Here is a 21,746-nt window from a genome sequence, read left to right on the forward strand (position 1 = left end):
CTACCTCGGCACCGGCACCGAGCCGAGCGCGGACGCGAGCACCTGTGCGACGTCCACGCCCTCGAGCTCCGCCTCCGGGCGCAGCCCGAGCCGGTGCACGAGCGTCGCGTGCGCGAGCGACTTCACGTCGTCCGGCGTCACGAAGTCGCGACCGGTGAGCCAGGCCCAGGCCCGCGCCGACCGCAGCAGCGCGGTCGCGCCGCGGGGGCTGACGCCGAGGCTGAGCGACGGCGACTCCCGGGTCGCCCGGGCGATGTCGACGATGTAGCCGGCGACCTCCGGGCTCACCTGCACCTGGCCGACCGCCGCCCGGCCGGCGGCGATGTCGTCGGCTCCCGCCACCGGTCGTACGCCGGCGCCGGCGACGTCGCGCGGGTCGAACCCGGCGGCGTGGCGACGCAGGATCTCCAGCTCGCTGGCGCGGTCGGGCACCGGCAGCATCACCTTGAGCAGGAAGCGGTCGAGCTGTGCCTCGGGGAGCGGGTAGGTGCCTTCGTACTCGACCGGGTTCTGGGTCGCGGCCACCAGGAACGGCCGCGGCAGCTGGCGCGAGACGCCGTCGACGGAGACCTGGCCCTCCTCCATCGCCTCGAGCAGCGCCGACTGCGTCTTGGGGGGCGTCCGGTTGATCTCGTCGGCGAGCAGCAGGTTGGTGAAGATCGGCCCCTCGCGGAAGTTGAGCTCGCCCTGCCGGCTGTCGATCACCATCGAGCCGGTGATGTCGCCCGGCATCAGGTCGGGCGTGAACTGCACGCGCCGGGTGTCCACGGACAGCGCACCGGCGAGGGTGCGCACGAGCAGCGTCTTGGCGACGCCGGGCACCCCCTCCATCAGCACGTGGCCGCCGCAGAGCAGCGCGACGAGCAGGCCGGAGACGGCGGCGTCCTGGCCGACGACGGCCTTCGCGACCTCGGTGCGTACGGCGGCCAGGCGCTCGCGGGCCTCGTCGCCGGTGGGGGTCTCGCTCATGAGCGGCGTACCTCTTTCTCGAGCTCGGCCAGCTGGTCGGCCAGCGTGATCAGGTCGTGGTCGGTGGAGGGGGGAGTGGCGCGGGGGCCGATCAGGGCGTCGACCTCGGCGAGCGGGCGTCCGGTGTGCCGGGCGACGTCGCGGACCAGCGCGTCCGGGTCCGGGTGCGCACCCAGGCGGAGCAGCTCCGCGACCCGCCCCCGCGCGGCCGAGCGCAGCACGGCGGCGGCGTGCGCACGGTCGCCGGCCTTGCGGTAGAGCCGGCCGCGGCTGCGGGTGGTCTCGATCGCCTTCACGGCCACCGGCAGCGGCTCGATCGCCAGCGGGCCGAGCCGTCGCGCCCGCCACACCATCAGGCCGAGCGTCGCGATCGCGACCAGCCACAGCGCCGGGCGCAGCCACGGCGGCAGCAGCGTGGAGACGCTGACACCGTCGTCGGCGACCAGGTCGTCGAGCGACGGGACGTACCAGACGAGCCGGTCGGACGTGCCGAGCAGCCGCAGCCCGACGGCGGCGTTGTCGGCACGCAGCACCTGGTCGTTGCTGAGCGCCTGCCCGGCACCGAGCAGCTCGACGCGGGGCCGGGGCTCGACCAGGAGCGAGCCGTCGTCGGTGGGGAAGCAGCCCCCGTCGACGGCGTAGGCCAGCGCGTCGTCGACGGCCACCGACAGCCCGGCGTACGTCGGGTCCGCACAGCCGGCGCTGACCGCGTCGTCGACCTGCACGGTGGTCGGGAGCTCGGTGACGCCGAGGGCGTCGGTGGTGCCGGGACCGGGCTCGACGACCACCAGCCGCCCCGCCGCGGTGCGGTCGAGCAGCCGGTCGGTGGTGCTCCGCCCCAGCAGCTCCGTCGACGTCACCACCACGGTCGTGTCGGCGTCGACGTCGGTGTCGTCCAGCGCGTCGGCGCTGCGGACGACGGTCAGGTCGACGCCCTGGTCCTCGAGCACCCGCGCGATCGCCTGGGCGCCGCCGGGGCCAGGGTTGTCGGGGTCGAGCGCGGCGGTCCGGCCGGAGTCCTGCCCGGCGAGCACGATCGCGGTGACCACGGCGAGGACCAGGCCCCCGACGATCAGCACCGTGGACCCGCTCGGCCTGCGGCTGGTCCGCTCCACGGTCGGCGCGCTCATCGGTGTCCCGCCAGCGCGTCGTCGAGCGCGAGGACGTCGGCGGCCTGGTCGCGGGTGGCGGGCCGGTCGCCGTACCGGACCGCGTCGAAGAGCGCCGCGCTGCTGGACACCGGGACCTGCTGGTCGGGGTACGTCGAGGCGAGGGCGCCCGCGACCTCGCGGGCCGTCGCGCCGGGCCGGTCGTCGAGGCGACCGCGCTCGACCTGCCGCACGGTCAGGGCGCGGAACCCGTCGACGAGCGCCGCACCGTTCCGGCCCTCGGCGAGCGCCCGCTCCGCCGAGGCCCGCAGCTGGGCCGCGGTCACCGTCGAGTCCTCGACGACCGGCCCGGGACGGGCCGCCGCCCGCGCCGTACGCCGCGCCCGCGACAGCAGCCAGGCCAGCGCCAGCCCGAGGAGGAGGAAGGCGACGATGGCGGCGAACGCCGACAGCGGCGGAGTGTCGGCGGCGGAGTCGATCAGCCCGTTGAGCTCCCGGTCGAGCCAGTCCAGCAAGCGCAGGAAGAGGTTGCCGTCGTGGTACTCCGGGTGCGCCAGCTCGCGGCGCAGCAGCGAGTGCGCCTCGTCCCCGGACGGGTCGAGCGGCGGATCCGCGGTCAGCACCCGCAGCAGGAGGCTCACGACGCGGTGATCCCCGCCTGCGTCATCAGCTCGACGTCGTACGCCTCCTTGCGCATCCGCTGGTCGAGGTACTGCAGCGAGCTGACCGCCGAGGTGAACGGCGCCACGAACGCCGTGGCCAGCACCGTGCCGAGCGCGTTGACGACGACCAGGATCAGGACGGCGGCGCCCTCGTCGGAGACCGCCAGGCTCGCCAGCGGTCCGATGATCGCGAACGGCACGACGATGATCTGCGAGGCGACGCTGGTGACCACGACCGTCAGCAGCGCGATGCCGAACGTGCGCCAGAACTGGCGCCGGGTGAGCCGGTAGCCGCGGCCGATCGCCGCGAAGACGCCGATCCGCTCGATCATCAGCGCGGGCACCGGCAGGTAGGTCACCCGGATCCAGAGCCACCACGTCGCGGCCACGACCGCGGGACCGGTGACGACGAACCAGACGAGCACGACGACCCACGAGCCGGCGAGCACGATCAGCACGACCGACAGGAGCGCGTACACGCCGAACAGGCCGACCCAGATCAGTCCGATGACGGCGGTCAGGCCGAGCAGCCGCCACCGCGAGCCGCGCGTCGCCGCCCAGGCCTCGCCGAGCGAGAGCCGGCGTCCGATCGCGGCGGCGGCGGTGACGTGGGCGATCATCCCGGTCACGAAGATCAGGCCGACGTACTGGAGGATCGAGCCGACGACGGTCGTCAGGTAGAGCGCACCGACGCCCACCAGGTCGGCGGAGTCGTCGCCCAGGGAGTCGCTGGACAGGTCGACCACCGAGGTCGCGACCGCGGTGACCAGCACGGGGATGGCCATGGCGACGGCCGCGACCAGCACCGCCGACCCCACGGTCGCCTTCGGGTTGAACCGGATGATCCGGAACGCCGCGTCGTAGAAGTCGCCCAGCCCGAGCGGTCGCAGCGGCATCGCGCCCGGCTTGTGGGCCGCGCCGAGCATGCCGGGCGCCCACTGCGGTGGCGGCGGGCCGGCGCCGTACCCGGGAGGCGGTCCCCACTGCTGGGGCGGTGCTGGCGGAGGCGGAGACCATCCCGGCGGGGGTGGGTCGACGGGGCCACCGCCCGGCGGTGGGAACGGCTGGCTGCCCGACATGGGCACAAACCTAGTGCCCGGTCTGCTGCGGTACGGCGTGGCTGGGCAGCACGCACGCCGCATCGAGGCCGAGCACGTGGTTGAGACGGCCGAACGCGAGCCACGACCCGAGGCACATCGAGATCTCGACGATCTCCCGGTCGGAGTAGTGCTCCTTCATCCGGGTCCAGAAGCCGTCGTCGAGCCCGTGGTGGTCGAGGGCGTACCGCTCGGCGTACTCCGCGGCGAGGCGGGTGCGCGCGTCGAAGCTCGACGTGGTGCGCCAGGCGGTCACCGCGTCGGCGAAGGTGTCCTCGACGGTCACCCCGTCGCGCTCGGTGCGCCAGTCCTGGCAGAAGAGGCATCCGTTGATCTGGGCGATCCGCAGCCGGGCCGCCTCGAACTCCCGCAGCCCGAGGGTGGTGTGCTCGTAGACGCTGCCCGCGAACTTCGAGGCGGCGATGCCGATGCCGGGCACCATCTCCCCCCACACGTACATGATCGGGTCCTTGTCCTCGGGCAGGTCGATGATCACGGTGTGCTCCTTCCGATACGGCCGTGCGCAGGGGTGAGGGGTACGTCGAGCCCGCCGTACAGGCCCGGTTGCGCCGCGGTCAGCCACGGGATGGCGTTGACCAGGCGGTTGGCGGCCGTGGCGTTGCCGCCGGCGGCCCGGTTGTCGCCCTCGTCGGTGGCCTCGAGGCTCACCTCGATCCGCGGGCGACCCTCGATCACGACCTTGTGCGCGCCGGCTCCGCCGTCGGGCGGCAGCGGCCAGTCGGGTGCGCAGTCGGGGGAGATCCGGGTGACGTGCTCGACCACGATCCGGGGTACGCCGTCGACCACGCCCTGGACCTCGAAGCGGAGCGCACCCTGCGTGCCGGCCTCGAAGAGGCCCATCGCGTTGGAGACGTCGGACTCCAGCGGACGGCGCTCCAGCGTCTCGCGGATCTCGTCGAGCTCGACCCCGAGCGCCCGGGCGATCATCCGCACCTGACCGCCCCAGACCATCGTGGGGACGCCGGCGGCCACCATCGGCGGCTCGTGGTCCATCGGCTGCCCCATGCCGACCAGCAGTCGCACGGAGTCGGGCTGGTCGTACGTCGAGTAGTCGAAGATCTCCTGGCAGCGCACCTCGTCGACGGTGCCGGCGACCCCGGAGAGCAGGGCGGGGAGCACGTCGTTGCCCCAGCCGGGGTCGACCCCGCTGGCGAACAGCGCACTGGCACCTTCCTTGGCCGCCTCAGACAGCGGGCCGGTCAGCTCCGGCGGCGCGCTGCGGTGGTCGTACAGGGCGTAGAGCGCCGGGGTCACGACGACGGCACCCTGCCGCAGGCACCGCTCGACGTCGGTCGCCGCGTCGTCGGGCCGGATGTCGCCGGACGCCATGTAGGCGACGGCGCCTGCGCCGCCGAGCGTGACCAGGGCCGCGTCGACGTCGGTCGTCGCGGCGACCCCGAGCACCCGGTCGAGGTCGGCAAGGTCGCCGGCGTCCCGGCCGGCCTTGGCGGGGGAGGAGACGACCACGGCCGCGAGCTCGAGGCCGGGGTTCGCGTCGATCGAGCGAATCGCCGCGCGGCCCATGTTGCCGGTCCCCCAGACGACCACGGGTACCCTGGCGCCGACGCGGGCCGCCGGGTAGAACGTGTTCTCGTCCTGCATGTGGGGACGATAGCCGAACTGGTCGGGTTTCGAGACGCGTCGCGAGCCTCCGGCCGAGCGGCCGGTGAATTTGGCGTCGCGCGGGATCTCTGTCAAGATAGTTCGGTTGCTTCGGTGGGTTGCCGGGGTGCACCGCACATCTTGACTTCTGAATCGCGTCTCTAGGACTTGTTCAGTGCTTGGCGTGTGTGGCCGCACCGAACCTGGAGACCCGATCTGCCTGACGAACCGTCGGGCGCCACCAACACCAAGAGCGAGATCCCGGTCTCGTGTTGTGCTCACCAGCGCGACACGCCCGACCGCGGGGGTCGGAGCAGGCGGGGTGGAGGAGCAGCAGGGAGGGGCCGACTCAAGCCGGAGGACGCCTCGGAACACGCACGCGGTACAGAGCGAGAAGGACGAGAGAGACCTATGGCGGGACAGAAGATCCGCATCAGGCTCAAGGCCTATGACCACGAGGTGATCGACACCTCGGCGCGCAAGATCGTGGACACGGTCACCCGTACGGGTGCCAAGGTCGCCGGCCCGGTGCCGCTGCCGACCGAGAAGAACGTGTACTGCGTCATCCGCTCGCCCCACAAGTACAAGGACTCCCGCGAGCACTTCGAGATGCGCACCCACAAGCGCCTCATCGACATCATCGACCCCACCCCGAAGACGGTTGACTCGCTGATGCGGCTCGACCTTCCCGCCGGTGTGGACATCGAGATCAAGCTCTGAGGTCGAGGACATGACTTTCGAACGCAACGTGAAGGGGCTGCTGGGCACCAAGCTCGGCATGACCCAGGTCTGGGACGAGAACAACAAGGTCGTCCCGGTGACCGTCATCGACGCCGGCGCCAACGTGGTGACCCTGGTCCGCACGCCCACCGTCGACGGCTACAACGCCGTCCAGGTCGGGTACGGCGAGATCGAGGGCCGCAAGGTGAACAAGCCGCAGGCCGGCCAGTTCACCAAGGCCGGCACCACCCCCCGTCGTCACATCGTCGAGATCCGCACCGCCCTCGCGACCGACTACACGGTCGGCCAGGAGCTGCCCGTCGACACCTTCGCCGCTGGCGAGGAGATCGACGTGACCGGCACCAGCAAGGGCAAGGGTTTCGCCGGTGTCATGAAGCTGCACGGCTTCCACGGTGTCTCTGCGTCCCACGGCGCGCACCGCAACCACCGCAAGCCCGGCTCGATCGGCGCCTGCGCGACCCCCGGTCGCGTCTTCAAGGGCACCCGGATGGCCGGCCGGATGGGTTCCGACACCGTCACCACCCAGAACATCACCGTGCACGCCGTCGACGTCGAGAAGGGCCTGATCCTCCTCAAGGGTGCCGTTCCCGGCCCCAAGGGTGGTCTCGTCGTCCTCCGCACGGCCGCCAAGAAGTCGCAGGAGGTCTGAGCATGGCTACTACCGAGAAGCCCGCAGCGAAGAAGACTGCCGCGAAGAAGACCACCGCGAAGAAGGCTGCCGCGCCGAAGAAGGCCAGCGTCGACCTGCCCGCCGAGATCTTCGACGTCGAGGTCAACATCCCGCTGATCCACCAGGTCGTCGTGGCCCAGCAGGCGGCTGCCCGCCAGGGCACGCACTCGACCAAGCGTCGTGGCGAGGTCCGCGGCGGTGGCCGCAAGCCCTACAAGCAGAAGGGCACCGGTCGCGCCCGTCAGGGCTCGACCCGCGCGCCGCAGTTCGCCGGCGGTGGCATCGTCCACGGCCCGAAGCCGCGTGACTACGACCAGCGGACCCCCAAGAAGATGAAGGCCGCCGCCCTGCGTGGCGCCCTGTCCGACCGGGCCCGCAACGACCGCGTCCACGTCGTCGACGCGCTGGTGGGCACCGAGGCCCCGTCGACCAAGGCGGCCATCGCCGCGCTGGCGACCCTCTCCGAGCGCACCAACTTCCTGGTCGTGCTCGAGCGGACCGACTCGGTCACCTGGCTCTCGCTGCGCAACGCCCCCGAGGTGCACATCGTGGCGGTCGACCAGCTCAACACGTACGACGTGCTGGCCTCCGACGACGTCGTCTTCACCCAGGGTGCTTTCGACGCGCTGGTCAACGGCGGCAAGACCACTGAGGAGGATGCCAAGTGAGCACCCTGCACAAGGACCACCGCGACGTCCTGCTCGCGCCGGTCGTGTCCGAGAAGAGCTACTCGCTCCTCGACGCGAACAAGTACACCTTCCTGGTGCACCCGGACGCGAACAAGACCGAGATCAAGATCGCGGTCGAGAAGATTTTCAACGTCAAGGTGACCGCGGTCAACACGCTGAACCGCCCCGGCAAGACGCGGCGCACCCGCAACGGCCTGGGCAAGCGCAAGGACACGAAGCGGGCGATCGTCAGCCTCGCCGAGGGCGACCGGATCGACATCTTCGGAGGCCCGGTCTCCTGACCGGCGCGGACTAGAGGACTGAAGACACATGGCTATCCGTAAGTACAAGCCGACCACCCCGGGCCGTCGCGGCTCGTCGGTCGCCGACTTCGTCGAGATCACCCGGACCACTCCGGAGAAGTCGCTGACGCGTCCGCTGCCCAAGAAGGGCGGCCGCAACAACCAGGGCCGGATCACCACCCGGCACCAGGGCGGCGGTCACAAGCGTGCCTACCGCATCATCGACTTCCGTCGCTACGACAAGGACGGCGTGCCGGCCAAGGTCGCGCACATCGAGTACGACCCCAACCGCACCGCGCGCATCGCGCTGCTGCACTACGCCGACGGCGAGAAGCGCTACATCATCGCGCCGAAGGACCTGACGCAGGGCACGCCGGTCGAGTCGGGTCCCAACGCCGACATCAAGCCGGGCAACAACCTGCCGCTGCGCAACATCCCCGTCGGTACGACGATCCACTGCGTGGAGCTGCGTCCCGGTGGCGGTGCGAAGATCGCCCGCTCGGCCGGCAACAGCGCCCAGCTGGTCGCCCGTGAGGGCTCCCGCGCCACGCTGCGTCTGCCCTCGGGCGAGATGCGCTTCGTCGACGTGCGCTGCCGCGCCACGGTGGGCGAGGTCGGCAACGCCGAGCAGTCCAACATCAACTGGGGCAAGGCCGGCCGCATGCGCTGGAAGGGCAAGCGCCCGACCGTCCGCGGTGTCGTCATGAACCCGGTCGACCACCCGCACGGTGGTGGCGAGGGCAAGACCTCCGGTGGCCGTCACCCGGTCTCCCCGTGGGGCAAGCCCGAGGGCCGTACGCGCAAGCGCAAGGCCTCCGACTCCCAGATCATCCGTCGCCGCAAGTCCGGCAAGGGTAGGAAGTAACTGAGATGCCTCGCAGCCTGAAGAAGGGCCCGTTCGTCGACGACCACCTCCAGAAGAAGGTGGACGCCGAGAACGCCAAGGGTTCTCACAACGTCATCAAGACCTGGTCGCGCCGGTCGATGATCGTGCCGGACATGATCGGTCACACGATCGCCGTGCACGACGGTCGCAAGCACGTGCCGGTCTTCGTGACCGACGCGATGGTCGGCCACAAGCTCGGGGAGTTCGCTCCCACCCGCACCTACCGCGGGCACGTCAAGGAAGACCGGAAGGGGCGTCGTCGATGAGCACCACCGAGCGCCAGCGCACCAGCGCGCGCCGCGACTCGCTTCTCGGCGACCAGCCGGGAGCCTTCGCCAGCGCCCGCTTCGTGCGGATCACGCCGATGAAGGCCCGCCGTGTCGTCGACATGGTCCGCGGCCTGTCCGTCGAGGAGGCTCGCCCGCTGCTGCAGTTCGCGCCGCAGGCCGCGTCCGAGACCGTGCTGAAGGTGCTGAACAGCGCCGTCGCGAATGCTGAGACCACCGAGGGCCTCGCCACGAACGACCTGGTCATCTCCGTGGCCCAGGTCGACGAGGGCCCGACGATGAAGCGGTGGCGTCCGCGTGCGCAGGGTCGTGCGACCCGGATCAACAAGCGCACCAGCCACATCACGCTGGTCGTCCAGCCGGCCGACGTCGTCGCCGCGGCGAAGACGGCCCCCAAGAAGAGGAAGAGTGCCTGATGGGCCAGAAGATCAACCCGAACGGCTTCCGCTTGGGCATCTCGACGGACCACAAGAGCCGTTGGTACGCCGACAAGCTCTACAAGTCGTACGTCGGCGAGGACGTCGCCATCCGCAAGCTGCTCTCCAAGGGCATGGAGCGGGCCGGCATCGCCAAGGTCGAGATCGAGCGCACCCGTGACCGCGTCCGCGTGGACATCCACACGGCCCGCCCGGGCATCGTCATCGGTCGCCGTGGCGCCGAGGCCGACCGCATCCGCGGCGAGCTCGAGAAGCTCACCGGCAAGCAGGTGCAGCTGAACATCCTCGAGGTCAAGAACCCCGAGATCGACGCGCAGCTGGTCGCCCAGGGCGTCGCCGAGCAGCTCACCGGTCGCGTGCAGTTCCGTCGCGCCATGCGCAAGGCCATGCAGACCTCGATGCGCTCCGGTGCCAAGGGCATCCGGATCCAGTGCTCCGGCCGCCTCAACGGCGCCGAGATGTCGCGCACCGAGTTCTACCGCGAGGGTCGCGTCCCGCTGCACACGCTGCGTGCCGACATCGACTACGGCTTCTACGAGGCCAAGACCACCTTCGGCCGCATCGGCGTGAAGGTCTGGATCTACAAGGGCGAGGTCGCCGGCACCCGTGCCGAGCGTCAGGCCCAGGCCGCCGCCCGCGCCGGTGTCCCCGGTCGCAGCGGTCGCCCGCAGCGTGACGGTGCCCGCGGTGGCGAGCGCCCGACCCGCGGCACCCGGTCCGACCGTCCGACGCGTGCGGACCGCGGCGACGCCGCTCCCGCCGCCGAGGCCCCGGCCGAGGCCGCGGCTCCCGCTGCTGAGACCCCGAAGGAGGCCTGAGCCATGTTGATGCCCCGTCGTGTCAAGCACCGCAAGCAGCACCACCCCAAGCGGACCGGTGCGGCCAAGGGTGGCACGAAGCTCGCCTTCGGCGACTTCGGCATCCAGGCGGTCGAGGGTCACTACGTGACCAACCGGCAGATCGAGTCGGCGCGTATCGCGATGACCCGTCACATCAAGCGTGGCGGCAAGGTCTGGATCAACATCTACCCGGACCGCCCGCTGACCAAGAAGCCTGCCGAGACCCGCATGGGTTCCGGCAAGGGTTCCCCGGAGTGGTGGATCGCCAACGTGAAGCCCGGCCGTGTCATGTTCGAACTCTCCGGCGTCGACGAGACGGTTGCCCGCGAGGCCATGCGCCGCGCGATGCACAAGCTCCCGATGAAGTGCCGGTTCGTCTCCCGTGAGGCAGGTGAATTCTGATGGCAGTCAAGTCTCACGAGCTCGACGACCTGAACGCTGTGGACCTCGAGTCCAAGCTGCGCGAGGCCAAGGAGGAGCTCTTCAACCTCCGTTTCCAGGCGGCCACCGGCCAGCTGGAGAGCCACGGCCGTCTCCGGACGGTCAAGAAGGACATCGCCCGGATCTACACCGTGGTGCGTGAGCGCGAGCTCGGCATCCGGCCGACCCCGGGCCAGGACAGCAGCAACGAGGATGGTGACGCATGAGCGAGCAGACCGCTGAGCGGAACGCCCGCAAGACCCGCGAGGGCCTGGTCGTCTCCGACAAGATGGACAAGACCGTGGTCGTGTCCGTCGAGGACCGCGTCAAGCACGCCATGTACGGCAAGGTCCTTCGCCGGACCAGCAAGTACAAGGCGCACGACGAGAACAACGAGTGCGGCATCGGCGACCGCGTGCTCCTCATGGAGACCCGCCCGCTGTCGGCCACCAAGCGCTGGCGCGTCGTCGAGATCCTCGAGAAGGCCAAGTAATCCACCCGTTCGGCCAGGCTCACCGCTCGTGAAGCGTTGAGAACCGGCACGACAAGCAGGAGAAGAAATGATTCAGCAGGAGTCGCGACTCAAGGTCGCCGACAACACCGGTGCGAAGGAGATCCTCTGCATCCGTGTTCTCGGTGGCTCGGGTCGCCGCTACGCCGGCATCGGTGACGTCATCGTCGCCACCGTCAAGGACGCGATCCCCGGTGGCAACGTGAAGAAGGGCGACGTCGTCAAGGCGGTCGTCGTTCGCACCGTCAAGGAGCGTCGCCGCCCCGACGGTTCGTACATCCGCTTCGACGAGAACGCCGCCGTCATCCTCAAGACGGACGGCGAGCCGCGAGGCACCCGCATTTTCGGCCCGGTGGGCCGCGAGCTGCGCGAGAAGAAGTTCATGAAGATCATCTCGCTCGCACCGGAGGTGCTCTGACTCATGGGCAAGAACAGCGTGAACATCAAGAAGGGCGACACCGTCAAGGTGATCGCTGGCAAGGACAAGGGCGCCGAGGGCAAGGTCATCCAGGTGCTCCGTGAGGAGCAGCGGGTGATCGTCGAGGGTGTCAACCGCATCAAGCGGCACACCAAGGTCGTCAACCAGGGCGGCCGCGCCGGCACCACCGGCGGCATCATCACCGCCGAGGCCCCGATCCACATCTCGAACGTGATGCTGGTCGACGGCGACGGCGTGACCCGGATCGGCTTCCGCCGTGACGAGGTCACCAAGCGGCGCCCCGACGGCTCGACCTACCAGGCTGAGCGCAGCGTTCGCATCTCGCGCAAGACCGGTAAGGAAATCTGATGACCGAGACCATCAACGAGTCCGGCACCACCGCCTCGGCGGCGGTGACCCCGCGTCTGAAGACCCGCTACCGCGAGGAGATCCTCCCCGCGCTCAAGAGCGAGTTCGAGATCGCGAACGTCATGCAGGTGCCCGGCCTGACCAAGATCGTGGTCAACATGGGCGTCGGCGAGGCCGCGCGCGACTCGAAGCTGATCGAGGGTGCCGTCAAGGACCTCACCGCGATCACCGGCCAGAAGCCGCTCGTGACCAAGGCCCGCAAGTCCATCGCGCAGTTCAAGCTGCGCGAGGGCATGCCGATCGGTGCGCACACCACGCTGCGCGGCGACCGGATGTGGGAGTTCCTGGACCGCCTGCTGTCGCTGGCGCTGCCCCGGATCCGTGACTTCCGCGGCCTGAACCCGAACCAGTTCGACGGTCGTGGCAACTACACGTTCGGTCTGACCGAGCAGGTCATGTTCCACGAGATCGACCAGGACCGGATCGACCGGTCGCGCGGTATGGACATCACCATCGTCACCACCGCCACCAACGACGAGCAGGGTCGCGCGCTGCTGAAGCAGCTCGGCTTCCCGTTCAAGGAGAACTGACATGGCGAAGACCGCTCTCAAGGTCAAGGCGGCCCGCAAGCCGAAGTTCGCGGTGCGTGGCTACACCCGTTGCCAGCGCTGCGGCCGGCCGAAGTCCGTCTACCGCAAGTTCGGCCTGTGCCGGATCTGCCTGCGGGAGATGGCCCACCGCGGCGAGCTCCCCGGCGTGACCAAGTCCTCCTGGTAATCACCTCTACACGTTGAAGGTCGCCCCAGCCGATGGCGGGGCGAAACCACGGCGAGAAAGAACCACATCATGACGATGACTGACCCGATCGCAGACATGCTCACTCGTCTGCGCAACGCCAACCAGGCGTACCACGACGCGGTTTCCATGCCGTACAGCAAGCTCAAGCAGGGTGTCGCCGACATCCTGAAGCAGGAGGGCTACATCACGTCGTACGACGTGGCCGAGCCCGCCGAGGGCGAGGTCGGCAAGACGCTGACCATCACGCTGAAGTACGGCCGCAACCGCGAGCGTTCCATCGCTGGCGTGCGCCGCATCAGCAAGCCCGGCCTGCGGGTCTACGCCAAGCACACGGGTCTCCCGAAGGTGCTCGGCGGCCTGGGCGTCGCGATCATCTCGACGAGCCAGGGTCTGCTGACCGACCGCCAGGCAAACCAGAAGGGCGTGGGTGGGGAAGTCCTCGCCTACGTCTGGTAACGACGAGACCGAGAAGGAGAAGAACAGCATGTCGCGTATTGGCAAGCTCCCCGTCGCGGTCCCGTCCGGTGTCGACATCGCGATCGACGGTCCGCTGGTGACGGTCAAGGGCCCCAAGGGCACCCTGTCCCACACCGTTGCGGCGCCGATCACGGTCGAGCAGGGCGAGGGCGTCCTCGACGTCAAGCGTCCCGACGACGAGCGTCAGAGCAAGGCTCTGCACGGCCTCACCCGCACCCTGGTCAACAACATGGTCGTGGGTGTGACCGAGGGCTACGAGAAGAAGCTCGAGATCGTGGGCGTGGGCTACCGCGTCCTGTCCAAGGGTCCGACCCAGCTGGAGTTCCAGCTCGGCTACTCGCACCCCATCACGTTCAACGCCCCCGAGGGCATCACCTTCACGGTGGAGGGCCCGACCAAGCTCGGTGTCCAGGGCATCGACAAGCAGCTGGTCGGCGAGGTCGCCGCCAACATCCGCAAGCTGCGCAAGCCGGAGCCGTACAAGGGCAAGGGCGTTCGCTACTCGGGTGAGCACATCCGCCGCAAGGTCGGAAAGGCTGGTAAGTGACCATGGCGATCTCGCTTTCGAACAACAAGCACACCGCAGCGCGCACGAAGTCGCGCCTGCGTCGCCAGGTCCGGGGACGCAAGAAGATCTCCGGCACCGCCGAGCGTCCGCGCCTGGTGGTCACCCGCTCGACGAAGCACATCACCGTCCAGGTCGTCGACGACCTGGTCGGCAAGACGCTGGCCTACGCCTCCACCATGGAGGCGGACCTGCGCGGCTTCGACGGCGACAAGACCGCGAAGGCCACGAAGGTCGGTGAGCTCGTCGCCGAGCGCGCCAAGTCGGCCGGCGTCGACTCGGTCGTCTTCGACCGGGCCGGCAACAAGTACCACGGTCGCATCGCGGCCCTGGCGGACGGCGCTCGCGCCGGCGGCCTGACCTTCTGATCGCGATAGATACGAAGTAGAGAGAAGAGGAAGTCTCATGAGCGGAGCCCAGCGCGGACAGCGTGGTGGCGGGCGCCAGGGGGGCCGTGACGACCGTCGCGGCGGCCAGGGTGCCGAGAAGACCGCCTACATCGAGCGCGTCGTCGCGATCAACCGTGTCGCCAAGGTCGTCAAGGGTGGTCGGCGCTTCAGCTTCACCGCCCTCGTGATCGTCGGCGACGGTGACGGTCTCGTCGGCGTCGGCTACGGCAAGGCCAAGGAAGTCCCGGCTGCGATCGCCAAGGGTGTCGAGGAGGCGAAGAAGAACTTCTTCCGCGTCCCCCGCATCCAGGGCACGATCCCGCACCCGGTCCAGGGCGAGAAGGCCGCAGGCGTCGTCATGCTGCGTCCGGCCGCGCCCGGTACCGGTGTGATCGCCGGTGGCCCCGTGCGCGCCGTGCTCGAGTGCGCCGGTATCCACGACATCCTGAGCAAGTCGCTCGGGTCGTCCAACCAGATCAACATCGTCCACGCGACGGTCGAGGCCCTGAAGATGCTGGAGCAGCCCGAGGCTGTCGCCGCTCGTCGTGGCCTGCCCGTCGAGCAGGTCACCCCGGCCGCGCTGCTCAAGGCGCGCGTCGAGGTTCCCGCGGGTGTCTCCGAGGAGGTGTCCCACTGATGGCTCAGCTCAAGGTCCAGCAGAAGCGGGGCACCGTCGGCATCAAGGCCAACCAGCGCGAGACCCTGCGCACGCTCGGTCTGAAGCGGATCGGCGATGTTGTCGTGAAGGAAGACCGCCCGGAGATCCGGGGCATGGTCAACACCGTTCGTCACCTCGTGACGGTTGAGGAGGTCGAGTGACATGACGCTCAAGCTGCACCACCTGCGTCCGGCGCCCGGCGCCAAGACCGCGAAGACCCGCGTGGGTCGCGGTGAGGCCTCGAAGGGCAAGACCGCCGGTCGCGGTACCAAGGGCACCAAGGCCCGCTACCAGGTTCCGGTCGCCTTCGAGGGTGGCCAGATGCCGATCCACATGCGGCTCCCGAAGCTCAAGGGCTTCAAGAACCCGTTCAAGGTGGAGTTCCAGGTCGTCAACCTCGACCGCATCAACGACCTCTTCCCCGAGGGCGGCACCATCGGTGTCGACGACCTCGTGGCGAAGGGCGCCGTCCGCGACGGTCACCCGGTCAAGGTCCTCGGCCAGGGCGACCTGTCCGTCAAGGTCCAGGTGAGCGCCAACGCGTTCTCCGGCTCCGCCAAGGAGAAGATCGAGGCGGCCGGCGGCACCACCACGGTCGTCTGATCGTTATCACCAACGTCGAGGGCGCGGCGGTCCTGTCTTTGACAGGACCGGCCGCGCCCGACGCGCATTCTGGCCCCTCGTGGTGGCCTGTTAGGCTTCACCGGGTCCTTGCGAGTGAGTCGCAGGGGCCGCTTCACGCTTGGAGAAAGAGGATCTCGTGCTGAGCGCGTTCGCGAACGCTTTCCGGACTCCGGACCTGCGGCGCAAGCTGCTGTTCGTCCTGTTGATCATCGTGATCTTCCGCCTCGGGTCGCAGATCCCGACCCCGGGTGTCGACGTGGCCAACGTCCGTACCTGTGTCGACATCGCCAAGGACGGCGACTCCGCCGGGCTCTACAACCTGGTGAACCTGTTCTCCGGCGGTGCGCTGCTCCAGCTGACGATCTTCGCGCTCGGGATCATGCCGTACATCACGGCCAGCATCATCCTGCAGCTGCTCGTCGTGGTGATCCCACGGCTCGAGGCCCTCAAGAAGGAGGGGCAGTCGGGTCAGACCAAGATCACCCAGTACACCCGCTACCTCACCCTCGGCCTCGCCGTGCTCCAGGCGACCGGCATCGTAGCGCTCGCCCGGTCCGGCAACCTCCTGGCCGGCTGCAACGAGAAGCTGCTGCACAGCGACGGCACCGCGACCTTCCTGGTCATGGTCGTGACCATGACCGCCGGCACCGCGGTCATCATGTGGCTCGGCGAGCTGATCACCGAGCACGGCATCGGCAACGGCATGTCGATCATGATCTTCACCCAGGTCGTCGCCGGCTTCCCGGCCTCCCTGTGGGCCGTCCAGCAGTCCAAGGGCTACTGGGTCCTCGGCGTCGTGCTGGCCATCGGCATGGTCATCATCGCCGCCGTCATCTACGTCGAGCAGGCCCAGCGCCGCATCCCCGTGCAGTACGCGCGTCGGATGGTCGGTCGCAAGATGTTCGGCGGCAGCTCGACGTACATCCCGCTGAAGGTCAACCAGGCCGGCGTCATCCCGGTCATCTTCGCGTCGTCGCTGCTCTACCTGCCGGCGATGATCGTGCAGTTCAACCAGAACTCCAGCAGCTCGGTGCTCGACTGGATCAACGCCCACCTGGTGCGCGGCGACCACCCGCTCTACATGATCCTGTTCTTCGCACTCATCGTCTTCTTCACGTACTTCTACGTCTCCATCACCTTCAACCCGCAAGAGGTGGCAGACAACATGAAGAAGTACGGCGGCTTCATCCCCGGGATCCGGGCGGGCAAGCCGACCGAGGAGTACCTCTCCTACGTCCTGTCCCGCATCACGCTGCCGGGTGCTCTGTACCTCGGCCTCGTCGCGCTCATCCCGCTGATCGCCTTCGCCGTGATCGGTGCCAGCCAGAGCTTCCCGTTCGGCGGCACCAGCATCCTGATCATGGTCGGCGTCGCGCTCGACACGGTGAAGCAGATCGAGAGCCAGCTCCAGCAGCGCAACTACGAAGGATTCCTCCGCTAATGCGCTTGATCATCATGGGTCCGCCCGGGGCAGGAAAGGGCACGCAGGCGAAGTTCATCGCCGAGCACTTCAAGATCCCGGCGATCTCGACCGGCGACATCTTCCGCGCCAACGTCTCCGAGGGGACGGAGCTCGGTCTCGAGGCCAAGCGCTACATGGACGCGGGCGAGTACGTCCCGGACGAGGTCACGAACCTCATGGTGCGCAACCGCATCGACGACCCCGACGCCGTCTCCGGCTTCCTCCTCGACGGCTACCCGCGCACGCTCGCGCAGGTCGAGGAGCTCGACGGCATGATCAAGTTCACCGGCCACTCCCTCGACGCGGTGGTCTGCCTGACCGTCGACCAGGACGAGATCGTCGCGCGCCTGCTCCAGCGGGCCCAGGTCGAGGGCCGTGCCGACGACACCGAGGACGTCATCCGCAACCGCCAGCGGGTCTACCTGGAGCAGACCGAGCCACTCATCTCGGTCTACCAGGAGCGCGGGATCGTGCACGAGATCGACGGCCTCGGCGAGGTCGCCGAGGTCACCGCGCGGATCTTCGAGGCCCTGGACATCATCCCCGAGTCGTAATGGGGCTCCTCGACCGCGGCGTCGAGATCAAGACGCCCGAGCAGATCGACGGGATGCGCAAGGCCGGCCTGGTGGTCGGCCGCACCCTCGAGCTGCTGCGCGGCCACGTCCGCGCCGGCATCACGACCGGCGAGCTCGACGGGATCGCCGAGGACAGCATCCGCTCCGCGGGAGCTACGCCGTCGTTCCTCGGCTACCACGGCTTCCCCGCCTCGATCTGCGCGTCGGTCAACGACGAGGTCGTGCACGGCATCCCGGGCGACCGCGTGCTCGCCGAGGGCGACCTGGTCTCGATCGACTGCGGCGCCATCACTCTCGACGATTCTGGGCGTGGCTGGCACGGCGACTCGGCCATCACCGTGTCGGTCGGCCCGGTGCCCGCCGAGGTCGAGGCCCTGATGGCCGTCACCGAGGAGGCCATGTGGCGCGGGATCGCCGCCGCGCACCTGGGCGGCCGCGTCACCGACATCTCGCACGCCGTCGAGCGGCACGTGCGCTCGCAGGGCGGCTTCGGCATCGTCGAGGACTACACGGGTCACGGCATCGGCTCCGCGATGCACCAGCCGCCCGACGTCCCCAACGTCGGGCGCCCCGGCAAGGGTCCGCGCCTGGTGCCCGGCCTGGCGCTCGCGGTCGAGCCGATGATCACGCTCGGGACCAAGGAGACGGACCTGCTCGAGGACGACTGGACCGTCGTCTCCACCGACGGCAGCTGGGCCGCCCACTTCGAGCACACCTTCACGATCACCACCGAGGGCACCTGGGTGCTGACGGCCCTCGACGGCGGGGAGCAGCAGCTGTCCGAGCTCGGCGTGAAGTTCGGTGGACGCTAGCCGTGTGACAGGATGAGTCCTGCAGGGGGGAGTATTCCTTCGCTGCGGGTTCGTCAACACGAGTGAGAGCTCCGGGCCCGCAGGTCGTCCGAGACGGCGGGAGAGACCTCTGACGACTTGTCGTCCCCCAACTGCAGGAGCTGTCCGTGGAGATCTCCACCCTCGAATGGACCGTCACGATCGGCATCACCGTCGCGGTGCTGCTCTTCGACGTCATCGTCATCGCGCGTGACCCGCACGAACCGTCGTTCAAGGAGTGCGCGATCGCGCTCAGCGTCTACATCGGCGCCGCCGTGCTCTTCGGCGCCTGGATCTGGGCGTCCCACGGCCACGACATGGGGATCCAGTTCTACGCCGGCTGGCTGACGGAGTACTCGCTGTCGATCGACAACCTCTTCGTCTTCATCATCTTGATGGCGGCGTTGCGGGTGCCTCGTGAGTACCAGCAGGAAGCCCTGATGGTGGGCATCATCCTGGCGCTCATCTTCCGTGGCATCTTCATCGCGCTCGGCTACCAGCTCATCAACAACTTCAGCTGGATCTTCTACGTCTTCGGCGCCTTCCTCGTCTACACGGCGGCCACCCTGGTGAAGAGCTACCGCAGCCACGAGGAGGAGCACCCGGAGAACAACCGGGTCGTGCGGTTCGCGCAGAGCCACCTGAACGTCGGTGAGGAGTACCACGGGCTCAAGCTCTGGTACCGCGAGAACGGCGCCCGGGTGATCTCCCCGATGCTCATCGTGATCGTCGCGCTCGGCACGACCGACCTGCTCTTCGCGCTCGACTCGATCCCGGCGATCTTCGGCATCACCCAGGAGCCCTACCTGGTCTTCACGGCCAACGTGTTCGCCCTGATGGGGCTGCGCCAGCTCTACTTCCTGCTGGGCGGGCTGCTGGAGCGCCTGGTCTACCTCTCGCTCGGCCTGGCCTTCATCCTCGCCTTCATCGGGGTGAAGCTGGTCCTGCACGCGATGCACGAGAACGAGCTGCCGTTCATCAACGGCGGCGAGCCCCTGCACGTGCCCGACATCTCGTCCCTGGCCAGCCTCGGCGTCATCATCGTGACGCTCGTGGTGACCGGTGTCGCGAGCCTGGTCAAGGACAAGAAGGACAACGAGGAGCAGGCGGCGACGGCGGAATAGGCACCCGGGGCGGGAGGGTTGTCCCAGGGATGAGCGAACGACGTACGACCCTCTCCGTCCTGGACCTGGTGCCGGTCCGCAACGACCAGGCCACCGCCGATGCGTTGGCGTCCACGCTGGCGCTGGCGCGCGTCGCCGACGAGCTCGGGTACGAGCGCTACTGGCTGGCGGAGCACCACAACATGCCGGCGGTGGCGGCGACGAACCCACCCGTGCTGATCGGCCTGGTCGCCGGTGCGACCTCGCGGATCCGGGTCGGCTCGGGCGGCGTGATGCTCCCCAACCACGCACCGCTGGTGGTCGCCGAGCAGTTCGCGCTCCTCGAGGCGGCGTTCCCGGGCCGGATCGACCTCGGCATCGGCCGGGCGCCGGGCAGCGACCCCGTCACCAGCTTCGCGCTGCGGCACGGTGCCGGCGGTGTGAGCGACGAGGCGGTCACCCACTTCCCGGAGTACGTCGACAACGTGCTCGCGATGATGGAGCCCGACGGCGTCGGCCTGTCGGTCCAGGGCCGCAGCTACCCGCTCAAGGCGACACCGTCGGCCCGTTCGGTCCCGACGATCTGGCTGCTGGGCTCCTCGGACTACTCGGCGCGGCTGGCCGCGGAGAAGGGGATGCCCTACGTCTTCGCGCACCACTTCTCGGGCCAGGGGACCGCCGAGGCGCTCGAGCTCTACCGGAGCACCTTCCGGCCCTCGCCCGAGCTCGCCGAGCCGCGCACGTTCCTGACCGTGAACGCCTCCGTCGCCGCCACCGACGAGGAGGCGCAGCGGCTCGCGCTGCCGCAGCTCCAGGCGATGCTGAGTCTGCGCACCGGCGGCGAGCTGAAGCCGCAGCGCCTGGTCGAGGAGGCCGAGAAGGTCGAGCTGCCCCCGGCGCACGCCGACCTGGTGGCCGCGATGGCGGCACGCTGGGTCATCGGTGCCCCGGAGGCCGCCCGCGCGCGGATCGACGAGCTCGCCGCGACGTACGGCGTCGACGAGGTGATGGTCCACCCGGTGGCGGGTGCCTACACGGGCACCGAGCCCGGTCGGAGCCCGGCGCGCGAGGAGACGCTGCGCCTGCTCGCCGGCTGATTCGTGTTTCTCGCCGGTTTCCGACTAAACTGGCGTGTCGGCCCAACGTGGGTCTGCTTCGTGGTGCCTCGCGGCTGCCCGGGAGCCTGAGAACTCGCTCGAGAGAGTGGTTCGGTGGCGTGCCCGGGATGAGGATCCCGGAGCGGCTGCACGAGGTCCACCACCGCTCGCGGTGGAGGTTCCCGGGCCACCCGGTTCCGGCCCAGTCCGGCTCCGGTGCACCACGGTAGACAACCGATCGACAGATTGTGGAGGACATGCCGAAGAAAGAAGGCGTGATCGAGCTCGAGGGCACCATTACGGAAGCCCTGCCGAATGCCATGTTCCGCGTCGAGCTGAGCAATGGCCACAAGGTTCTCGCCCACATCAGCGGCAAGATGCGCCAGCACTACATCCGGATCCTCCCCGAGGACCGTGTGGTGGTGGAGCTGTCGCCGTACGACCTCACCCGAGGTCGGATCGTCTACCGCTACAAGTAAGCAGCCAACCTGAAAGGGCCTCCCCAGTGAAGGTCAAGCCGAGTGTCAAGCCGATCTGTGACAAGTGCAAGGTGATCCGTCGCCACGGCCGCGTCATGGTGATCTGCGAGAACCCGCGCCACAAGCAGCGCCAAGGCTGATTCAGCCCAGCTCCACCGAACAACCCAACAACGTGATCGCTTAGCCGTCGTACGACGGCGAACCACCTCCGGAGCAGACGGCCGGGGCCCGGAACACCACGAGGCCGGGACGCGACACGACCGAAACCGCTGCGAACAACCGTAAGGAAACCGCCACATGGCACGCCTCGTCGGTGTTGACCTCCCGCGCGACAAGCGCATCGAGATCGCACTCACCTACATCTACGGCATCGGCCGTACTCGCGCCCAGCAGCTGCTGGAGACCACCGGCGTCAGCCCGGACCTCCGCGTGCACCAGCTGGGTGACGAAGAGCTGGTCAAGCTCCGTGACGCCATCGAAGCCAACTTCAAGATCGAGGGTGACCTCCGTCGCGAGGTCCAGGCCGACATCCGTCGCAAGATCGAGATCGGCAGCTACCAGGGTCGCCGCCACCGTCAGGGCCTTCCGGTCCGCGGTCAGCGCACCAAGACCAACGCTCGTACCCGCAAGGGCCCGAAGCGCACGGTTGCCGGCAAGAAGAAGGCCAAGTAGGTCTCGATA

35 protein-coding genes are annotated in these 21,746 nt (G+C 69.0%); 29 read left to right on the forward strand and 6 right to left on the reverse strand.

The window, feature by feature from the left end:
• The 6 genes from ACFPYL_RS15800 to ACFPYL_RS15825 all read right to left on the reverse strand — a co-directional run bounded on the left by ACFPYL_RS15800 (position 1) and on the right by ACFPYL_RS15825 (position 5,460).
• Positions 1-969, reverse strand: coding sequence for an AAA family ATPase (locus ACFPYL_RS15800; RefSeq protein WP_379156178.1), 969 nt, complete (start codon positions 967-969; stop codon positions 1-3).
• Complete coding sequence (locus ACFPYL_RS15805; protein ID WP_379156181.1) at positions 966-2,099, reverse strand: DUF4350 domain-containing protein; 1,134 nt, start codon at positions 2,097-2,099, stop codon at positions 966-968. Before ACFPYL_RS15805 ends, ACFPYL_RS15800 begins: the two co-directional genes overlap by 4 nt.
• Positions 2,096-2,719 (reverse strand): DUF4129 domain-containing protein, encoded by a 624-nt coding sequence (locus ACFPYL_RS15810; protein ID WP_379156184.1) that lies wholly within the window; start codon positions 2,717-2,719, stop codon positions 2,096-2,098. The genes ACFPYL_RS15805 and ACFPYL_RS15810 overlap by 4 nt, the downstream gene beginning before the upstream one ends.
• A complete protein-coding gene (locus ACFPYL_RS15815) occupies positions 2,716-3,666 on the reverse strand; it encodes a hypothetical protein (protein WP_379156186.1) in 951 nt (316 codons plus the stop codon). The genes ACFPYL_RS15810 and ACFPYL_RS15815 overlap by 4 nt, the downstream gene beginning before the upstream one ends.
• Positions 3,667-3,829: 163 nt before the next feature.
• Positions 3,830-4,333, reverse strand: coding sequence for a carboxymuconolactone decarboxylase family protein (locus ACFPYL_RS15820; RefSeq protein ID WP_379156189.1), 504 nt, complete (start codon positions 4,331-4,333; stop codon positions 3,830-3,832).
• Positions 4,330-5,460 carry an NAD(P)H-dependent amine dehydrogenase family protein gene (locus ACFPYL_RS15825; RefSeq protein ID WP_379156192.1) on the reverse strand — a complete coding sequence of 377 codons (1,131 nt, stop codon included), beginning with the start codon at positions 5,458-5,460 and terminating at the stop codon, positions 4,330-4,332. Before ACFPYL_RS15825 ends, ACFPYL_RS15820 begins: the two co-directional genes overlap by 4 nt.
• A gap of 411 nt (positions 5,461-5,871) precedes the next feature.
• Between ACFPYL_RS15825 and rpsJ the strand changes: the two genes are divergently transcribed.
• The 29 genes from rpsJ (at position 5,872) to rpsM (ending at position 21,737) form a co-directional block, all read left to right on the forward strand.
• Positions 5,872-6,180, forward strand: coding sequence for a 30S ribosomal protein S10 (gene rpsJ, locus ACFPYL_RS15830; RefSeq protein ID WP_008360994.1), 309 nt, complete (start codon positions 5,872-5,874; stop codon positions 6,178-6,180).
• 10 nt (positions 6,181-6,190) lie between these two features.
• On the forward strand, positions 6,191-6,850 hold the full coding sequence (gene rplC, locus ACFPYL_RS15835; RefSeq protein WP_379156195.1) for a 50S ribosomal protein L3: 660 nt from the start codon (positions 6,191-6,193) through the stop codon (positions 6,848-6,850).
• Positions 6,851-6,852: 2 nt separating this feature from the next.
• On the forward strand, positions 6,853-7,539 hold the full coding sequence (gene rplD, locus ACFPYL_RS15840) for a 50S ribosomal protein L4 (protein WP_379156198.1): 687 nt from the start codon (positions 6,853-6,855) through the stop codon (positions 7,537-7,539).
• The gene (gene rplW / locus ACFPYL_RS15845; RefSeq protein ID WP_056151898.1) at positions 7,536-7,841 is read left to right on the forward strand and encodes a 50S ribosomal protein L23; all 306 of its coding nucleotides are present in this window, start codon (positions 7,536-7,538) and stop codon (positions 7,839-7,841) included. The genes rplD and rplW overlap by 4 nt, the downstream gene beginning before the upstream one ends.
• 28 nt (positions 7,842-7,869) lie before the next feature.
• Positions 7,870-8,706 (forward strand): 50S ribosomal protein L2, encoded by an 837-nt coding sequence (gene rplB / locus ACFPYL_RS15850; protein WP_379156201.1) that lies wholly within the window; start codon positions 7,870-7,872, stop codon positions 8,704-8,706.
• A gap of 5 nt (positions 8,707-8,711) precedes the next feature.
• The gene (gene rpsS / locus ACFPYL_RS15855; RefSeq protein WP_091025716.1) at positions 8,712-8,993 is read left to right on the forward strand and encodes a 30S ribosomal protein S19; all 282 of its coding nucleotides are present in this window, start codon (positions 8,712-8,714) and stop codon (positions 8,991-8,993) included.
• The gene (gene rplV / locus ACFPYL_RS15860; RefSeq protein WP_379156204.1) at positions 8,990-9,430 is read left to right on the forward strand and encodes a 50S ribosomal protein L22; all 441 of its coding nucleotides are present in this window, start codon (positions 8,990-8,992) and stop codon (positions 9,428-9,430) included. The genes rpsS and rplV overlap by 4 nt, the downstream gene beginning before the upstream one ends.
• Entirely contained in the window at positions 9,430-10,269 is an 840-nt protein-coding gene (gene rpsC / locus ACFPYL_RS15865; RefSeq protein WP_056151909.1) for a 30S ribosomal protein S3, read from the forward strand. Before rplV ends, rpsC begins: the two co-directional genes overlap by 1 nt.
• Before the next feature lie 3 nt (positions 10,270-10,272).
• Positions 10,273-10,692, forward strand: coding sequence for a 50S ribosomal protein L16 (gene rplP, locus ACFPYL_RS15870; RefSeq protein WP_056151911.1), 420 nt, complete (start codon positions 10,273-10,275; stop codon positions 10,690-10,692).
• Positions 10,692-10,937, forward strand: a complete 246-nt coding sequence (gene rpmC / locus ACFPYL_RS15875) for a 50S ribosomal protein L29 (protein ID WP_379156208.1) — start codon at positions 10,692-10,694, stop codon at positions 10,935-10,937. Before rplP ends, rpmC begins: the two co-directional genes overlap by 1 nt.
• Positions 10,934-11,203, forward strand: coding sequence for a 30S ribosomal protein S17 (gene rpsQ / locus ACFPYL_RS15880; RefSeq protein WP_056151918.1), 270 nt, complete (start codon positions 10,934-10,936; stop codon positions 11,201-11,203). Before rpmC ends, rpsQ begins: the two co-directional genes overlap by 4 nt.
• Before the next feature lie 67 nt (positions 11,204-11,270).
• Positions 11,271-11,639 (forward strand): 50S ribosomal protein L14, encoded by a 369-nt coding sequence (gene rplN, locus ACFPYL_RS15885; RefSeq protein ID WP_056151920.1) that lies wholly within the window; start codon positions 11,271-11,273, stop codon positions 11,637-11,639.
• A gap of 3 nt (positions 11,640-11,642) precedes the next feature.
• Positions 11,643-12,008 (forward strand): 50S ribosomal protein L24, encoded by a 366-nt coding sequence (gene rplX, locus ACFPYL_RS15890; RefSeq protein WP_449289716.1) that lies wholly within the window; start codon positions 11,643-11,645, stop codon positions 12,006-12,008.
• Positions 12,008-12,598: a 50S ribosomal protein L5 gene (gene rplE, locus ACFPYL_RS15895; RefSeq protein WP_379156212.1), complete on the forward strand. Its 591-nt coding sequence runs from the start codon at positions 12,008-12,010 to the stop codon at positions 12,596-12,598. Before rplX ends, rplE begins: the two co-directional genes overlap by 1 nt.
• Before the next feature lies 1 nt (position 12,599).
• Positions 12,600-12,785: a type Z 30S ribosomal protein S14 gene (locus ACFPYL_RS15900; RefSeq protein WP_056151931.1), complete on the forward strand. Its 186-nt coding sequence runs from the start codon at positions 12,600-12,602 to the stop codon at positions 12,783-12,785.
• 69 nt (positions 12,786-12,854) lie between these two features.
• A complete protein-coding gene (gene rpsH, locus ACFPYL_RS15905; protein WP_056151934.1) occupies positions 12,855-13,262 on the forward strand; it encodes a 30S ribosomal protein S8 in 408 nt (135 codons plus the stop codon).
• Positions 13,263-13,290: 28 nt separating this feature from the next.
• Positions 13,291-13,830, forward strand: coding sequence for a 50S ribosomal protein L6 (gene rplF / locus ACFPYL_RS15910; protein ID WP_056151937.1), 540 nt, complete (start codon positions 13,291-13,293; stop codon positions 13,828-13,830).
• A gap of 2 nt (positions 13,831-13,832) precedes the next feature.
• A complete protein-coding gene (gene rplR, locus ACFPYL_RS15915) occupies positions 13,833-14,216 on the forward strand; it encodes a 50S ribosomal protein L18 (RefSeq protein WP_056151939.1) in 384 nt (127 codons plus the stop codon).
• 37 nt (positions 14,217-14,253) lie between these two features.
• Positions 14,254-14,874: a 30S ribosomal protein S5 gene (rpsE, locus tag ACFPYL_RS15920; protein ID WP_056151942.1), complete on the forward strand. Its 621-nt coding sequence runs from the start codon at positions 14,254-14,256 to the stop codon at positions 14,872-14,874.
• Entirely contained in the window at positions 14,874-15,056 is a 183-nt protein-coding gene (gene rpmD / locus ACFPYL_RS15925) for a 50S ribosomal protein L30 (RefSeq protein WP_028644811.1), read from the forward strand. The genes rpsE and rpmD overlap by 1 nt, the downstream gene beginning before the upstream one ends.
• 1 nt (position 15,057) lies before the next feature.
• Positions 15,058-15,498 (forward strand): 50S ribosomal protein L15, encoded by a 441-nt coding sequence (rplO, locus tag ACFPYL_RS15930; protein ID WP_379156218.1) that lies wholly within the window; start codon positions 15,058-15,060, stop codon positions 15,496-15,498.
• 157 nt (positions 15,499-15,655) lie between these two features.
• Positions 15,656-16,960, forward strand: a complete 1,305-nt coding sequence (gene secY, locus ACFPYL_RS15935) for a preprotein translocase subunit SecY (RefSeq protein ID WP_379156221.1) — start codon at positions 15,656-15,658, stop codon at positions 16,958-16,960.
• Positions 16,960-17,535: an adenylate kinase gene (locus tag ACFPYL_RS15940; RefSeq protein ID WP_379156224.1), complete on the forward strand. Its 576-nt coding sequence runs from the start codon at positions 16,960-16,962 to the stop codon at positions 17,533-17,535. Before secY ends, ACFPYL_RS15940 begins: the two co-directional genes overlap by 1 nt.
• Complete coding sequence (gene map, locus ACFPYL_RS15945) at positions 17,535-18,368, forward strand: type I methionyl aminopeptidase (RefSeq protein ID WP_379156227.1); 834 nt, start codon at positions 17,535-17,537, stop codon at positions 18,366-18,368. Before ACFPYL_RS15940 ends, map begins: the two co-directional genes overlap by 1 nt.
• A gap of 146 nt (positions 18,369-18,514) precedes the next feature.
• Entirely contained in the window at positions 18,515-19,510 is a 996-nt protein-coding gene (locus ACFPYL_RS15950) for a TerC family protein (protein WP_379156230.1), read from the forward strand.
• A gap of 29 nt (positions 19,511-19,539) precedes the next feature.
• Positions 19,540-20,586, forward strand: coding sequence for an LLM class flavin-dependent oxidoreductase (locus tag ACFPYL_RS15955; RefSeq protein ID WP_379156232.1), 1,047 nt, complete (start codon positions 19,540-19,542; stop codon positions 20,584-20,586).
• A 257-nt stretch (positions 20,587-20,843) separates the two neighbouring features.
• Positions 20,844-21,065, forward strand: coding sequence for a translation initiation factor IF-1 (infA, locus tag ACFPYL_RS15960; RefSeq protein ID WP_026145687.1), 222 nt, complete (start codon positions 20,844-20,846; stop codon positions 21,063-21,065).
• A 26-nt stretch (positions 21,066-21,091) separates the two neighbouring features.
• Complete coding sequence (gene rpmJ / locus ACFPYL_RS15965) at positions 21,092-21,205, forward strand: 50S ribosomal protein L36 (RefSeq protein WP_011757308.1); 114 nt, start codon at positions 21,092-21,094, stop codon at positions 21,203-21,205.
• Positions 21,206-21,362: 157 nt separating this feature from the next.
• Positions 21,363-21,737: a 30S ribosomal protein S13 gene (rpsM, locus tag ACFPYL_RS15970; RefSeq protein ID WP_379156235.1), complete on the forward strand. Its 375-nt coding sequence runs from the start codon at positions 21,363-21,365 to the stop codon at positions 21,735-21,737.
• Positions 21,738-21,746 lie beyond the last annotated feature (9 nt).

Source organism: Nocardioides hankookensis (assembly GCF_042658885.1).
GTDB lineage: Bacteria > Actinomycetota > Actinomycetes > Propionibacteriales > Nocardioidaceae > Nocardioides > Nocardioides hankookensis.